A 14,276-nucleotide genomic window follows, 5' to 3' on the forward strand; every position below is an offset into this window, starting at 1 on the left:
CGGAGGTGATGTATGAACGCTTTTGCGCTTGAAGCCGAAGGCATCAGCAAGTTCTTCCCCGGCGTTAAAGCCCTCGACAACGTCTCGTTGCGGGTGCGTCCGGGAACGGTACATGCCTTGATGGGCGAAAATGGCGCGGGCAAATCCACTTTAATGAAGTGCCTGATCGGGATGTATCGTCCCGATCAGGGCACCATCAAAATTAAAGGGGAGCCGGTGCAGTTTCAGGACACCATGGACGCGTTGCGTTCCGGCATTTCAATGATCCACCAGGAACTCAACCTGGTGCCTTACATGACCGTCGCCGAGAATATCTGGCTGGGTCGCGAGCCGATGAGATTTGGCTTTGTCGATCACGCCCGACTTAATCAGATGACGCAGGAACTGCTCAACCGCCTGAATATCCGCCTGAAAGCCGATCGGATGGTGGGCGAGCTGAGCATCGCGTCGCAGCAGATGGTTGAGATTGCCAAAGCAGTTTCATGGGATTCAGACATCGTGATCATGGATGAGCCCACCTCCGCGCTGACAGAAACCGAAGTGGCGCATCTGTTTACCATCATTCGTGACCTGCGGGAGCAGGGCAAAGCGATCATCTACATCAGCCATAAGATGGATGAAATTTTCACCATCACCGACGAAGTCAGTATCTTCCGTGACGGCAGTTGGATCGCCAGCGATCAGACGTCGAAATATACCCGCCAGTCGCTGATTACTCAGATGGTGGGACGCGAACTGACCCAGCTGTTCCCGAAATTCAACAGCGCAATTGGTGAAGAAGTGCTGACGGTGCGCAATCTCACCTGCAAAGATCGTTTCACCGACGTCAGTTTCAGTGTGCGCCGGGGGGAGATCCTCGGCGTCGCCGGACTGGTGGGTGCGGGTCGCAGCGAGGTGATGGAGAGCCTGTTCGGCATGGAGAGCTTCGACAGCGGCGAGATCCTGATTGATGGCGTGCCGGTGACAATCGACTCACCCTCAACCGCGATTGAAAAGGGCATGGCGTTCCTCACCGAAGACCGTAAAAAGTCCGGCCTGTTTCTGGTGCTATCGGTAATGGAGAACATGAGCATCGTTAACATGCCGGAGTACAGCGGCAAAAGCGGGTTTGTCAGCCATGTGAAGATGGCGCAGGACTGCATGGATCAAATCCGTCGTCTCAACATTAAAACGCCAACCATGGATCAAATCATCAATAACCTCAGCGGCGGTAATCAGCAGAAAGTCCTGATTGCCCGCTGGCTGCTGGCGCAACCGAAGATTCTGATTCTGGACGAACCGACGCGCGGCATTGACGTCGGCGCGAAAGCGGAGATTTACCGCTTAATCAGTGAACTTGCCAACCGTGGCGTGGCTATCATCATGGTCTCCTCTGAACTGCCGGAAATTCTTGGCATGAGCGACCGGGTAATGGTCATGCACGGCGGGCGTATAACCGGCATCCTCGATAAAGAAGAAGCCGATCAGGAAACCATTCTGTCGTTGGCATCCGAGTGAGGCGCGAGACCACTATGAGCAATATGAAAGCTACTGCCACCCCGGCAGCCCCGCAGCAACCCTCTTTTTTTGCCAGCCTGCGTCATAAATTGCCGAAAGATACCGGCATTTTCGTGGTGATGGTGGGGATTGCGTTAATTTTTGAAATGTTCGGCTGGTACGTGCGTGACCAGTCTTTCCTGCTCAACACCAACCGTCTGATCCTGATTGTATTGCAGGTGGCGATTATCGGGATTATCGCCGTCGGCGTGACCCAGGTCATCATCACCACCGGTATCGATCTCTCCTCCGGATCCATTATTGCCCTGGCGGCAGTGGTGGCCGCGAGCCTGGCGCAGACCTCTGACAGCCTGTCGCCAATGTATCCGTCGCTGGTGAATATGCCTGCGGTGATCCCTATCGCGGCCGGTATCGGCGTCGGTTTGCTGGCGGGCGTGGTCAATGGTGTACTGATTACCCGCACCGGCATTCCGCCCTTTATTGCCACGCTGGGCATGATGGTGTCGGCACGTGGTCTGGCGCAGTATTACACCCAGGGCAATCCGATCAGCTTCCTTTCCGATGGCTTCACCTCAATCGGACAGGGTGCCATGCCGGTAGTCATTTTCCTGGTGGTGGCGCTGCTGTTCCATATCGCCCTGAAGCATACCCGCTACGGTAAATATGTTTACGCCATCGGCGGCAACATGACCTCGGCGAAAGTCTCCGGTATCAACGTTAATAAGTATCTGATTATCGTCTACACCATTGCAGGCGCGCTCTCTGGCCTGGCGGGTGTAGTACTGGCGGCGCGCGTCAGCAGCGGTCAGTCGAGCATGGGGATGTCGTACGAGCTGGATGCGATTGCCGCAGCCGTTATCGGTGGCAGCAGCCTGATGGGTGGCGTAGGCCGTATCACCGGAACATTAATTGGCGCAGTGATCCTTGGCCTGATTAAAAGCGGATTCACCTTCGTTGGTGTCGATGCGTACATTCAGGACATCATCAAAGGGATGATTATTGTGGCTGCGGTCTCTATCGACATGCACCGTAACCGCAAAAAACGTTAATCAGCAGGCGTTGCCTTCTTCCGAATGCGGGAGAGGGCAACGGCTGCTTTTATCATCCGGCATTTGTCAGCGATAAGAAATCCTGCTGATAGCGGTTACATTTACTCCCTGTTTTTTACTCCTCTGTTCAGGCCCTGCAAGCCTTCATCAGGTGCAATGCGTTTCCACTGCACTCAAACTGTACAACCTGTCATCACTTTTCTGCACGTCTGACTCGCAGCGTCTGCACTGTCACAGTGCGCCTGACGGCTTTACTCTCTCTTCTCAGCCATTCCTGATCCTTATTAACCCATAAGAGGTAATCAGAAACGCTTATTTTCCGGGCCGTTAGGAAAAATCTGGCTGCCTGATGGCCTGAATTTTTTAAACCTGGCCTGCATCTTGCAAAATATCTGTTATCAGGGCGATGGGATCAGACCCATTTCGCTATTCGGGGTGAGTGACGGAGGCAAGATGAATTTAAGACGACTGAAGTACTTTGTGAAAATCGTCGATATCGGCAGTCTGACGCAGGCAGCAGAAGTGTTGCACATCGCCCAGCCTGCACTCAGTCAGCAGGTCGCGACGCTGGAAAATGAACTTGATCAGCAGTTGCTGATTCGTACCAAGCGCGGCGTTACGCCAACTGAGGCGGGTAAGATTCTCTATGGTCATGCGCGCACCATTCTGCGCCAGTGTGAGCAGGCCCAGACTGCGGTAATTAACGCCGGTCAGGTGCTGAGTGGACAGGTATCGATTGGGCTGGCCCCAGGGACGGCGGCTTCATCGCTGACCATGCCGCTGTTGCAGACCGTGCGCGATCAATTTCCGGAAGTGCTGGTTTATCTGCACGAAAATAGCGGCAGCGTGCTGAATGAGAAAGTGATGAACGGTCAGCTGGATATGGCGGTGCTGTACGATCGCGCGCCCACTGCCGGGATCACCAGCATGCCGCTGATGAAAGAGGATCTCTTTCTGGTAGGCGCCACCGATTACCCAGGTGCCAGCGTCGATCTGGCCGATGTGGCGCAGATGAGTCTGTTCTTACCGCGTGATTACAGCGCAGTACGCAAGCGGGTCGATGAGGCCTTTTCGCTGCGTCGTCTGAGTGCACGCATCATCGGTGAGATCGAATCGATTTCAACCCTGACCGCAGCCATTTCCAGCGGCATGGGCGTGACCGTATTACCTGAGTCCGCCGCCCGTTCGCTGGTGGGCTCCACCGATGCCTGGATGTCACGCATCAACAGCCCGTCATTGAGTCTGCCGCTGTCACTGAACGTCTCCGCCCGGTTGCCACTGTCACCTTCAGCGCAGGCAGTGAAGAACATTCTGCTGTCGCTGCTGAATAAGCCGCTGAGTGAGGAGCGGGAGTTAATGTTAGTGAGTTAAGAGGGCGCTTGCAGCGGGCTGGCAACCAGCCGGTTTCGCTTTGCAGCGGGCTTGCACTGAGCGGGTTACGCCCGCCAGGCGTTCGGGAGTTTCAGGTTGCCCGAGCAGGCGGACGCGTCAAGGGGCGGACGCCCGCCCCTTAACAATCCCGGCGTCCGGCTGCCTGCGCGCCCCGCTGTGCGGGGTACCTTCGTCACGCCCTGCGGCCGACGGACCGTCCGGACTCGCCATCCCTGGCTCGTACCGTCCTTTCGCCGACGTCCTGTCGGCTCATCCTTGCCTGAGGTTGTTCCTCAGCGCTCCGGACGCCTCTGGTAAACCTTCGTCTGTAATTTCTGTATTTATTTGCTGCACAGAGCTGTTTACTGGCTGGACAGGAAGAGGTTCTATCTTTCCATTTCGACACAATGTGAACTTCATAGCACGAATGATAAATCCATGTTGGCGTGAAGAATTGCTGATGCGACTTTTAAATTATTCTGAATAGCTTTTGGGCACGTTTTTTTTCTCTGATACCGGGTTATTCCGCGATCTCTATATCTGAAACAATAAAACTTCAATCAGGTTGATTTCACGCTGTATGAAAATTGATCTGATGTTTGCCGGAAGATAGTTTAATCAGGCTGTGAAAGCAGTGGGCCTGTCAGCAGAAAACAGGCTGGCTTTCTCTTTTTAAAATGGAGTTTAAAACGATGGCTATTCCAGCTTATCTCTGGCTTAAAGATGACGGTAACAACATTATTGTCGGATCAGTCGACGTGGCAGGTCGTGAAGGCGCTATTGAAGTCCTCGGCCTGAATCACGGCGTCATGCTCTCCACAGACAACGTGACGGGTAAAACAACCGCTGTCCACGAACACGCTTCTTACAGTTTTGATAAAGAGATCGATAAGTCCAGTCCCTGCCTTTACAGGGCTGTGACCTCAGGTCAAAAGCTTTGCTCAGCGGAAATAAGATTTTACCGGATAAATGACGCGGGGCAGGAGGTGGAATATTTCAATACTTTGATGGAAGGCGTAACCGTTATCTGTGTGGGCCCGATGATGTATGACGTTAAATCCCGCTATGGTGAGGCGCGGGATCATCTGGAAACTGTAGAGCTGATTTACGAAAAAATTACCTGGCGATATGCAGACGGAAATATCGTCCACTCGGACAGCTGGAATGATCGAGTGACAGCATAAAGGAATATAACGATGACATGGACATATGAGCAAAGCACGGGTCACTTATACCACAACAGTGAATTTATTGAGGCCGGCTACTCAGGTAGTCTGACTAACAAAAATAATCCCGATCGCCAGCATGTAAGAGGGATGGGGCCCCTTCCTCAGGGAACGTACAAAATTGCAGGGCACTCCACATCAAAAGGACCCCTGACCATTATTCTGGTGCAGACTTCCGGAGAGTCTTTTGGCCGTTCGGCATTTCGCATTCATGGCGAAAGGGTCAATAAGCCAGCGGGCTTCGCCTCAGAAGGCTGCATCATTATGTCACTTGCAACCCGGCGACGCGTGCTGCGTGAAGGCGGGACGCTGGAGGTGGTCCGATGAAATATCTGATATTGATTGGCCTTCTGCCCTTCGCGGTCTGGGCTGGAGCGAATACATCCGACTGGGAAAATTCGCTGAAGGGCATCGCGTCAGGAGAGCAAGCCTGGCTTGCAAAAGTGCCCCAACTGGCAGCTACGGCTGATGTTCAGCAGGCAACCCGGATGGAGGATGCCCTTGCCTCGGCGTTAGCAAAGAATACCCCGGGCGTGCTGGAGACGCTCCGGGTTATTGACGCCAGACCCTGGCCCCATATGGCAGGTACAGACATTGTCTGCAGCGTTCCGGCTGAGCAACCTACAGCCTTTATAGAGGATTTTTATCAACAAACCCGTCTGGCGCTACTGGCAACTGACCAGGGTGCGACCTGTCTGTGGATCCTGGAAGCAAGCTATGAAGAGATGAAAGCAGAGAGCGGCAGAATGCGTAATCTATCGCCTTCTGTAAAATAGCTTCTCCCCCAGGCCGGGTTTCAGGTCAAACTCTGAAGTCCGGCCGCCCATCTCAAACCTCTCTGCACCCCCAAAACCCACCCCGTTATTCCCTAAAGTCATAAATCCGAATTTTTTAGTATTTCCGGTTATCAATAATAGTTCTTACCATCAGATAATCAGATTATGTAAAGGGAGGTAAATACCGTGAATTTCCAGCAGCTTAAAATCATCCGCGAGGCGGCCCGCTGTGAGTTTAACTTAACGGAAGTCGCTAATACGCTGTTTACCTCCCAGTCGGGAGTAAGTCGGCATATTCGTGACCTGGAAGATGAACTCGGGGTTGAGATCTTTATCCGTCGCGGCAAGCGCCTGCTGGGGATGACCGAGCCGGGCAAAGCGCTGCTGACCATCGCTGAGCGTATCCTGGATGAAGCGGGCAAAGTACGACGTCTGGCCGATGTCTTTACCAATGAAACCAGCGGCATCCTGACCATAGCCACTACCCATACTCAGGCGCGCTACAGCCTGCCGAAAGTGATCAAAGCGTTTCGTCAGCTCTATCCTAACGTCCGGCTTGAACTTAATCAGGGTTCGCCGCAGGAAATTGTCACCATGCTGCTGGCGGGTGAGGCGGACATTGGCATCGCCAGTGAATTACTGGTCAACAACAGCAGCCTGGCGGCGTTCCCCTGGTTCAGCTGGCATCACGCCTTACTGGTGCCGAAAGGGCATGAACTGGTGCAGAACCAGCCGGTTTCACTGAGCACGCTCAGCCGCTATCCGCTGATCACCTACCGCCAGGGTATCACCGGACGTTCGCGGGTGGACCGTGCGTTCCAGACGGCCGGTTTAAAACCAGATATCGTGCTCAGCGCTCAGGACTCCGATGTGGTGAAAACCTACGTCAAACTCGGTTTAGGCGTGGGGATACTGGCCGATCAGGCGTGTGAAACTGAAGAGAGTGAAGAGCTGGTACGCCTCGATGCCACCCATCTGTTCGATGCCAGCACCGTATGGCTCGGCCTCAAGCGCGGCCAGCTGCAACGCAACTACGTCTGGCAGTTCCTGGAACTCTGCAACGCCAACCTGTCGCTGGAAGAGATCAAGCGTCAGGCACTCTCCTACAGCAATGACGACGAACCGGTTATCGACTTCCAGATTTAAGCACACGGCGCATCCATCCGGATGCGCGCCTGTTTCCGCACGGCATAAAATTTCAAATCACCGCGAAAATCTCCCCTATCGACCTTTCTCACCCCGCACAACAACATCCTGCGCTGACCCGGCGCGATAAAGTGGAATCAGCTGACCACAAGGGGATGATATGTCGCGACTACAACTTAACGATAGCGATCTGCTGCGCCAGCAGGCGCTGTTTAATGGACGCTGGCAGGATGCGCATCAGGGCGCCACGCTGCCGGTTACCGATCCCGCCACGGGCGAAACCCTGGCGACGATTCCGGCACTGGGTCGGGCAGAAACCGGGCAGGCGATAGCTTATGCGGAAACGGTGCGCATCAGCTGGGGCAAAACTACCAATGCCAGCCGTGCCGCGCTGCTGGAAAAGTGGCATCAACTGATTATTGAACACGCTGACGACCTGGCGATTATCATGACCGCCGAGCAGGGCAAACCGCTGGCGGAAGCCAGAGGCGAAGTGCTCTATGGAGCCAGCTTCGTGAAATGGTTCGCGGAAGAGGCACGCCGCATCTATGGCGACACCATTCCCGCACCCAGCGAGGACCGGCGCATCCTGGTGCTGAAACAGCCGGTAGGCGTTGCCGCCGCGATCACGCCGTGGAACTTCCCGATTGCGATGATCACCCGCAAGGTGGCGCCCGCGCTGGCCGCCGGATGTCCGATTATTGTTAAACCTTCCGAGTTAACACCGCTGTCGGCGCTGGCACTGGCGGTGCTGGCAGAACGTGCCGGCTTCCCGTCCGGCGTGTTGCAGGTGCTGACCGGCCTGCCTACGGAGATTGGCGCGACGCTGACTGAAAGCCGCACGGTACGTAAAATCTCCTTTACCGGTTCAACCCGCATCGGACAGTTGCTGATGCAACAGAGCGCCGACAGCATCAAGCGCCTGAGTCTGGAGCTGGGTGGCAACGCGCCGCTGATCGTGTTTGATGATGCCGATATTGAGATTGCCGTCGCGGGGGTCATGCTCAGCAAGTTCCGCAACGCCGGACAAACCTGCGTCTGCGCTAACCGCATCCTGGTGCAGCGAAGTATCTATCCGCGTTTCACCGCCCGGTTGCTGGAGGCGGTCGCCACCCTGAAAGTGGGCGATGGTTTTGCGCCCGACAGCACTATTGGTCCTTTGATCAACAGCCGCGCGGTGGAGAAAGTGAACGGTCATATCGATGATGCGCTCAGCCAGGGAGCAACGCTGCTGACCGGCGGCATCAGCCAGGGCAACGGGACCTTTGTGCAGCCCACGGTGCTCGGTGAGGTCACCGCCACCATGCGCATCGCCCATGAAGAGACGTTTGGTCCGGTCGCGCCGCTGTTTATCTTCGATGATGAAGAGGAGGCGATCGCGATGGCAAATGACACGCCCTACGGCCTGGGTGCCTATTTCTTTACCGAGAACATCCGGCGCGCATGGCGGGTAGCGGAGGCGCTGGAGTTTGGCATGGTCGGCTTTAATACCGGCGCAATTTCCCTGGAGGTCGCGCCGTTTGGCGGCGTGAAACTCTCCGGTATTGGCCGGGAGGGTTCCCGCTACGGAATTGATGAATATCTGGAACAGAAAACATTTCACATTGGCAGTCTGTAACTAAAAATGAAAAGAGCCAGCCGGATAATCCGGCTGGCTTTTTTTTGCCTGAGGCTCCGTAAAAACTTACCGGCGTCAAATAATTGTTCTGAAAAATTAAAGAATTTATCAGGGATGTGAAGCGGGTCGTTAAATCGGCGGATCATGTGAACCGGATTGAGCCGCCTGACCCGAAATATCCGCTTTGGTGCAATTTCCGTGCAGGTTGCACCAGCAGGGCGCATAAATTTTGTGAAGTAAATCATCTGTTTAATTGTTCGGCAATTCCACAAAAAATCCCCCGCCAATACGGCAGAAAATTTTTTTGCACTGTTTTAAACGCATTTTAATTTTTTGCCCGGCTGGCATACTTTCTGCATTAGCTTATTAACAGCGCAGAAACCGGCAGTTTTAAACGCTAATAAACCAGCAACTGATGGGTGTAACAAATAAGGAATTCTTCCATGTTAAGTTTCGACCCGGAAAAAGTTTCTCTTCCAGCTGGCCATTATATTGGCGGCCAGCACTGCCAGAGCCAGGGCGCATCCTTTGAGGTTAAACGTCCCTCGGATGGCAGGGTCTATGCCACGCTGCAGGACGCCACGCCGCAGGATGTCGATCGTGCCGTGACTGTGGCGCATCAGGCGCTGAAAAGCAGCGGCTGGTCCGGTTGTCCGCCGCGCGAACGCGGACGGGTACTGCGGCGCTGGGCCGATCTGATTGAGCAGGACGCGCTGCTGGCACAGCTGGAAGCGCTGGGCTCCACCCGGCCGATCAATGACGTGGTGCTGCACGAAATTCCTTTTACCGCCGAAGCGATTCGCTTCTATGCCGAATGCGCTGACAAATACAGCGGGGATCTCTTTCCCACCCGCGACAGCAGCCTGGGCATGCTGATTGCCGAACCTTATGGCGTTATTGCCGCGATTACCCCGTGGAATTTCCCGCTGTCGATGGCGTCGTGGAAATGCGGACCGGCGCTGGCGGCGGGCAATGCGGTGGTGCTTAAACCCTCTGAACTGACCCCGTTTTCTACCGTGCGCATGGCCGAACTGGCCATTCAGGCGGGCTTACCGGCGGGCGTGCTGAACATTGTACAAGGCAGTGGCGCGGTGACCGGCAGCGCGCTGGTAAAACATCCGCTGGTGCGCAAAGTCTCGTTTACCGGCTCGACCCTGACCGGCGCGCGCATCATGAGCGATGCCGCGCAAAACGGCATGAAGCCGGTGACGCTGGAGCTGGGCGGCAAAAGTCCGCAACTGGTGTTTGATGACGCGGGTGACCTTGAGGTGCTGGCCCAGCGGATTCTGCGCGGCTTCACCGCCAACGGCGGTCAGGCCTGCGTGGCGGGCACCCGTCTTATTGTGCAGCGCAACATTGCCGATCCGCTGGTTGAGCGGCTGGCTCAGCTCTGCCGGGAGGTTAAACCGGGTGTCACCTGGCAGGAGGGCAGCCGCTACGCACCGCTGATCGACGAACGACAGGGCAACAAAGTCTGCTCGGTTATTGAGGCGGCAAAAGCGCAGGGCGCAGAAGTACTGGTGGGCGGTGAGCGTTTTGCCGACACCGACGACGGCTGGTTCTGGCAGCCCACGCTGCTGAGTCACGTGGCGCAGGATAACCCGGCGGTCCAGCAGGAGATTTTTGGTCCGGTGCTGACGGTGCAGACGTTTGATGATGAAGAGCAGGGACTGGCGATGGCCGCCCATGACACTTATGGCCTCTGCGCCGGTGTTCACACCCTGAGTCTGCCGCGCGCGCTGCGGGCAATGCGCGCCATTGACGCGGGCACCGTCTGGATCAACCGCTATGGGCGCTCCGGTGACTTCATCATTCCGACCGGCGGCTTTCTCGGCTCCGGCATTGGTAAAGATTTAGGCCGCCAGGCGTTTCAGGCCTGCCAGCGCCAGAAGAGTGTACTCATCGATTTCTAAGCGCAACTGACAATGACGAGGGTGTTACATGGCACTGTTTAAACCGAAATTCATCACGTTTGACTGTTACGGCACGCTGATTCGCTTCGATATGGCGGGTGCCGCGCAGCGCTGTTTCAGCGACCGCGTCGACCCGGACGCAATGCACGCTTTTACCACCGACTTTTCCAGCTACCGGCTGGATGAGGTGCTCGGCGCGTGGAAACCCTACTACGACGTGGTGAGTAATGCCCTGCAGCGCACCTGCAAAAAGTGGGGCGTCCGCTGGGACAAAGCCGACAGCGACTTTATCTACACCGACTGCGCCAGCTGGGGTCCGCATCCCGACGTGCCCGCCGGGCTGGCAAAGGTGGCTAAGGAGTTTCCGCTGGTGCTGCTGACCAACTCGATGAAAGACCTGATCCCGCATCACGAACCGCGTCTGGGCGCACCAATCTATATGGCTATCACGGCAGAAGAGACGGGAGCCTACAAACCACAGATGAAGGGCTTCGAGTACATGCTGGACAAGCTCGGCTGCGGCCCTGAGGAGATCCTGCACGTCTCCTCCAGCTTCCGCTATGACCTGATGACTGCCCACGATCTCGGCATCAAAAACAAAGTCTGGGTCAATCGCGGTCATGAACCGGCGAATCCGTATTACCAGTACACCGAAATCAACGATATCGGCGGCCTGCCTGGCGTCGTCGGACTCTGAGGAACACCCCATGAAACTGGAATCGTTCTGGCAGGCCACCGCTCCGGCCTTTACCGGTGCCGCACGCGAACCGCTGCCCGCACAGGCGGACGTGGTGGTGATTGGCGGTGGCTTCACCGGCATCTCGGCGGCCCTGAACCTGGCGCGCAGCGGCATCAGCGTGGTGCTGCTGGAGAGTGGCGACGTGATGAGTCAGGCCTCGGCGCGCAACGGCGGCCACTGCAACACCGGTGTGGCGCAGAACTTCGCCTCGCTGGTGGCGAGCCAGGGTCTGGAGCAGGCCAGCCGCTTCTACCGGGCGTTTGATGAGGCGGTGAGCTATGTCCAGCAACTGATCCAGGATGAAGCGATCGACTGCGACTTCCGGCTGTGCGGCAAACTTAAGCTCGCCAGCAAAGCGTCGCATGTGGCCGGGCTGCAGGAAGCGTATGAGCTGATGCGGCGCACCGTTGACCCGGAGATCGAACTGCTCGACAAAACCGCAGTGCGTGACGAGATCGCCAGCGATGACTTCCACGGCGGCCTGCTGCAGAAACGTGGCGGTCAGATGCACATGGGCAAGTTCGGCGTCGGGCTGGCTGAGGCCGCCGCCCGCAGCGGCGCGAAGATTTTCCCGCACCACGCCGTGACGAAGTTAGAACGCCTGAAGGGTTATCAGCATCGTGTAGAAACCGCGCAGGGCACCATTCTGGCGGATAAAGTGCTGATGGCGACCGGCTGCTCCAACGTCGGCCCTTTTCCCTGGTTTCAGCGCCGCATTGTGCCGGTTGGCAGCTTTATCGTGGTGACGGAGGCGCTCGACCCGGCGCTGCTGCGCCAGGTGCTGCCAAACGATCGCACCTATGTCACCTCACTGAATATCGGCAACTACTTCCGTACTACGGCCGATCGCCGTTTGGTGTTTGGCGGGCGGGCGCGGTTTGCCGTCAGCAACCCGACGTCGGATTCGCGTAGCGGCGAAATCCTGCGCCGGGCGATGACGCAGATGCTGCCACAGCTTGGCCAGTCGCAGGTGGATTACTGCTGGGGCGGTATGGTCGACATGACCGCCGACCGTCTGCCGCACGCGGGTGAACAGGATGGCCTCTTCTATTCACTGGGCTACAGCGGTCACGGTACCCAGATGTCGGTGTGGATGGGACGCGTCATGGCCAGTCTGCTGGCTGAAAAGCGCACTGAAAATCCCTGGCAGCGCGACACATGGCCCGCGTTGCCCGGCTATCACGGCAAGCCATGGTTTTTACCGCTCGCAGGACTCTATTACAAAGCAAAGGATCGCCTTTCATAACGTCCCGTCGGGTGCTGACCGCCAGGTTATCAGCACCGCCAGAACATGATCCCCGGTTCGCCTGACTATTGAGGGTACAGAGATGAGTAAATTTGATAATAACGACGCTGATGCGGTAAATCCGGCACTGACGCGCATGATCACCGAAGGCTCACTTTCACGCCGCAGCCTGATGAAAATGCTCTCAGCCGGTGCGGTGATGAGCAGCGGCCTGATCACTTTTTCAGGGGCGGCACTGGCGGACGACAAGCCGGTCAGGGGCGGTAAACTGCGGGCGGCGATGTCGAATGCCTCGGCCACCGATACACTGGATCCGGCCAAAAGTAACAACAGTGCGGATTACACCCGCCAGTTCATGTTCTACAGCGGCCTGACCGAGCTGGATAAAAACCTGATGGCGCAACCGGCGCTGGCCGAATCGCTGGAATCCAGCGACGGCATTACCTGGCATATCAAACTGCGTAAGGGGGTCACTTTCCATGATGGCAAACCGCTGACCGCCAAAGATGTCATCTACTCGCTCAGCCGTCACAAAGATCCGGCCATCGCCTCTATCGCCTTTAAGCTGGCCGATCAGTTCAAAACCTTCAGCGCGGTCAATGATAACGAGGTGCAGCTGGAGCTGAGCAGCGCTAACTTCGACGTCCCTTATATGCTGGCGACACCGCCGTTTCTGATCGTGCCGGACGGCACCAAAGATTTCAGCAAAGGCATCGGCACTGGTCCGTTTGTCTGCAAAGCCTTTATGCCGGGTGTGCGCACCATCGGCACCAAAAATCCCAACTACTACAAGCCTGGTCTGCCACATCTGGATGAGGTAGAGCTGATTGGCGTCACCGACGGCGCAGCGCGCGTTAATGCCCTGATGTCGGGCGATCTGCAGATGGTCTCCACGCTGACCGCTGCCGACTGCAAGCGCATTAAAGCCAGCAGCGAATTTGGCGTGCTGGAGAGTAAATCGGGCATGTACACCAACCTGATTATCCGCACCGATGTAAAGCCGGGTAACAACGAAGATTTCGTGCTGGCGATGAAATATCTGCAGCCACGTGAAATGCTGGTGAAAACGGTGCTGCAGGGTTACGGCGATGTCAGTAATGACACCCCGGTGCCGCCGTGGCATCCGCTCTATAACGCCGATCTCAAACCGCGTGCGCTGGACATTGAAAAAGCGAAGTTCCACATCAAAAAAGCGGGCATGGCCGGCTCCACGGTGGAGATTATCACCACGCCGAATATCGAAGGGGCAAATGAAGGCGGTCAGATGATCCAGCAGATGGCGCGCGGGGCAGGGCTGAACATCAAAGTGCGACGTGTGCCGTATGACGGTTACTGGTCTTCGCACTGGATGAAAGATCCGGTGGGATATGGCTCGATAAACCCGCGTCCGACGCTCGACATGCTCTTCTCACAGTTTTATCTCTCTACCGCACCGAATAACGAATCGGGCTGGAAAAATCCTCAGTTTGATCAACTGGTGGTCGCGGCACGCGGTGAGCGCGATCAGGCGAAACGCAAGCAGATGTATGGCGATATGCAGACGCTGATTTATGACCACTGCGGCACCCTTATCCCGACCTTTATCAGCTCAACTGATGGCTACAACAAAAAGGTCAAAGGGGTGGAGGCCTGGCCGTCGGGCATGATGATGGGCTATCGCTTCCATGAATTTGCGTGGCTGAGCGCCTGATACGT

At 56.3% G+C, this 14,276-nt stretch carries 12 protein-coding genes; all 12 read left to right on the forward strand.

What is annotated here, in order from left to right; genetic code table 11:
* Positions 1 to 12 precede the first annotated feature (12 nt).
* Positions 13 to 1,497: a sugar ABC transporter ATP-binding protein gene (locus HFD95_RS11240; protein ID WP_010247905.1), complete on the forward strand. Its 1,485-nt coding sequence runs from the start codon at positions 13 to 15 to the stop codon at positions 1,495 to 1,497.
* A gap of 23 nt (positions 1,498 to 1,520) precedes the next feature.
* Positions 1,521 to 2,546 carry an ABC transporter permease gene (locus HFD95_RS11245; protein ID WP_174819610.1) on the forward strand — a complete coding sequence of 342 codons (1,026 nt, stop codon included), beginning with the start codon at positions 1,521 to 1,523 and terminating at the stop codon, positions 2,544 to 2,546.
* Positions 2,547 to 2,999: 453 nt separating this feature from the next.
* Positions 3,000 to 3,917 carry a nitrogen assimilation transcriptional regulator NAC gene (nac, locus tag HFD95_RS11250; protein ID WP_010247899.1) on the forward strand — a complete coding sequence of 306 codons (918 nt, stop codon included), beginning with the start codon at positions 3,000 to 3,002 and terminating at the stop codon, positions 3,915 to 3,917.
* 692 nt (positions 3,918 to 4,609) lie between these two features.
* Positions 4,610 to 5,101 carry a type VI secretion system tube protein TssD gene (gene tssD / locus HFD95_RS11255; protein WP_062758075.1) on the forward strand — a complete coding sequence of 164 codons (492 nt, stop codon included), beginning with the start codon at positions 4,610 to 4,612 and terminating at the stop codon, positions 5,099 to 5,101.
* A gap of 12 nt (positions 5,102 to 5,113) precedes the next feature.
* A complete protein-coding gene (locus HFD95_RS11260) occupies positions 5,114 to 5,470 on the forward strand; it encodes a tlde1 domain-containing protein (protein ID WP_167430245.1) in 357 nt (118 codons plus the stop codon).
* Positions 5,467 to 5,919, forward strand: a complete 453-nt coding sequence (locus HFD95_RS11265; protein ID WP_167430246.1) for a hypothetical protein — start codon at positions 5,467 to 5,469, stop codon at positions 5,917 to 5,919. The genes HFD95_RS11260 and HFD95_RS11265 overlap by 4 nt, the downstream gene beginning before the upstream one ends.
* A gap of 186 nt (positions 5,920 to 6,105) precedes the next feature.
* On the forward strand, positions 6,106 to 7,065 hold the full coding sequence (gene cbl, locus HFD95_RS11270; protein WP_010247887.1) for an HTH-type transcriptional regulator Cbl: 960 nt from the start codon (positions 6,106 to 6,108) through the stop codon (positions 7,063 to 7,065).
* A gap of 160 nt (positions 7,066 to 7,225) precedes the next feature.
* On the forward strand, positions 7,226 to 8,683 hold the full coding sequence (locus HFD95_RS11275; protein WP_033758293.1) for an NAD-dependent succinate-semialdehyde dehydrogenase: 1,458 nt from the start codon (positions 7,226 to 7,228) through the stop codon (positions 8,681 to 8,683).
* A 443-nt stretch (positions 8,684 to 9,126) separates the two neighbouring features.
* Complete coding sequence (locus HFD95_RS11280; protein ID WP_010670912.1) at positions 9,127 to 10,596, forward strand: aldehyde dehydrogenase; 1,470 nt, start codon at positions 9,127 to 9,129, stop codon at positions 10,594 to 10,596.
* Positions 10,597 to 10,624: 28 nt separating this feature from the next.
* The gene (locus tag HFD95_RS11285) at positions 10,625 to 11,293 is read left to right on the forward strand and encodes a haloacid dehalogenase type II (RefSeq protein ID WP_010247881.1); all 669 of its coding nucleotides are present in this window, start codon (positions 10,625 to 10,627) and stop codon (positions 11,291 to 11,293) included.
* A 10-nt stretch (positions 11,294 to 11,303) separates the two neighbouring features.
* The gene (locus HFD95_RS11290) at positions 11,304 to 12,581 is read left to right on the forward strand and encodes an FAD-binding oxidoreductase (RefSeq protein ID WP_022624965.1); all 1,278 of its coding nucleotides are present in this window, start codon (positions 11,304 to 11,306) and stop codon (positions 12,579 to 12,581) included.
* Positions 12,582 to 12,663: 82 nt separating this feature from the next.
* On the forward strand, positions 12,664 to 14,271 hold the full coding sequence (locus HFD95_RS11295; protein ID WP_010247876.1) for an ABC transporter substrate-binding protein: 1,608 nt from the start codon (positions 12,664 to 12,666) through the stop codon (positions 14,269 to 14,271).
* Positions 14,272 to 14,276 lie beyond the last annotated feature (5 nt).

The organism is Pantoea sp. EKM10T (assembly GCF_011800685.1).
Classification (GTDB): domain Bacteria; phylum Pseudomonadota; class Gammaproteobacteria; order Enterobacterales; family Enterobacteriaceae; genus Pantoea; species Pantoea agglomerans.

Coding starts and splice junctions, on each gene's coding strand:
- HFD95_RS11240 (WP_010247905.1), top strand. CDS start 13: ATGAACGCTTTTGCGCTTGAAGCCGAAGGCATCAGCAAGTTCTTCCCC.
- HFD95_RS11245 (WP_174819610.1), top strand. CDS start 1,521: ATGAAAGCTACTGCCACCCCGGCAGCCCCGCAGCAACCCTCTTTTTTT.
- nac (WP_010247899.1), top strand. CDS start 3,000: ATGAATTTAAGACGACTGAAGTACTTTGTGAAAATCGTCGATATCGGC.
- tssD (WP_062758075.1), top strand. CDS start 4,610: ATGGCTATTCCAGCTTATCTCTGGCTTAAAGATGACGGTAACAACATT.
- HFD95_RS11260 (WP_167430245.1), top strand. CDS start 5,114: ATGACATGGACATATGAGCAAAGCACGGGTCACTTATACCACAACAGT.
- HFD95_RS11265 (WP_167430246.1), top strand. CDS start 5,467: ATGAAATATCTGATATTGATTGGCCTTCTGCCCTTCGCGGTCTGGGCT.
- HFD95_RS11275 (WP_033758293.1), top strand. CDS start 7,226: ATGTCGCGACTACAACTTAACGATAGCGATCTGCTGCGCCAGCAGGCG.
- HFD95_RS11280 (WP_010670912.1), top strand. CDS start 9,127: ATGTTAAGTTTCGACCCGGAAAAAGTTTCTCTTCCAGCTGGCCATTAT.
- HFD95_RS11285 (WP_010247881.1), top strand. CDS start 10,625: ATGGCACTGTTTAAACCGAAATTCATCACGTTTGACTGTTACGGCACG.
- HFD95_RS11290 (WP_022624965.1), top strand. CDS start 11,304: ATGAAACTGGAATCGTTCTGGCAGGCCACCGCTCCGGCCTTTACCGGT.
- HFD95_RS11295 (WP_010247876.1), top strand. CDS start 12,664: ATGAGTAAATTTGATAATAACGACGCTGATGCGGTAAATCCGGCACTG.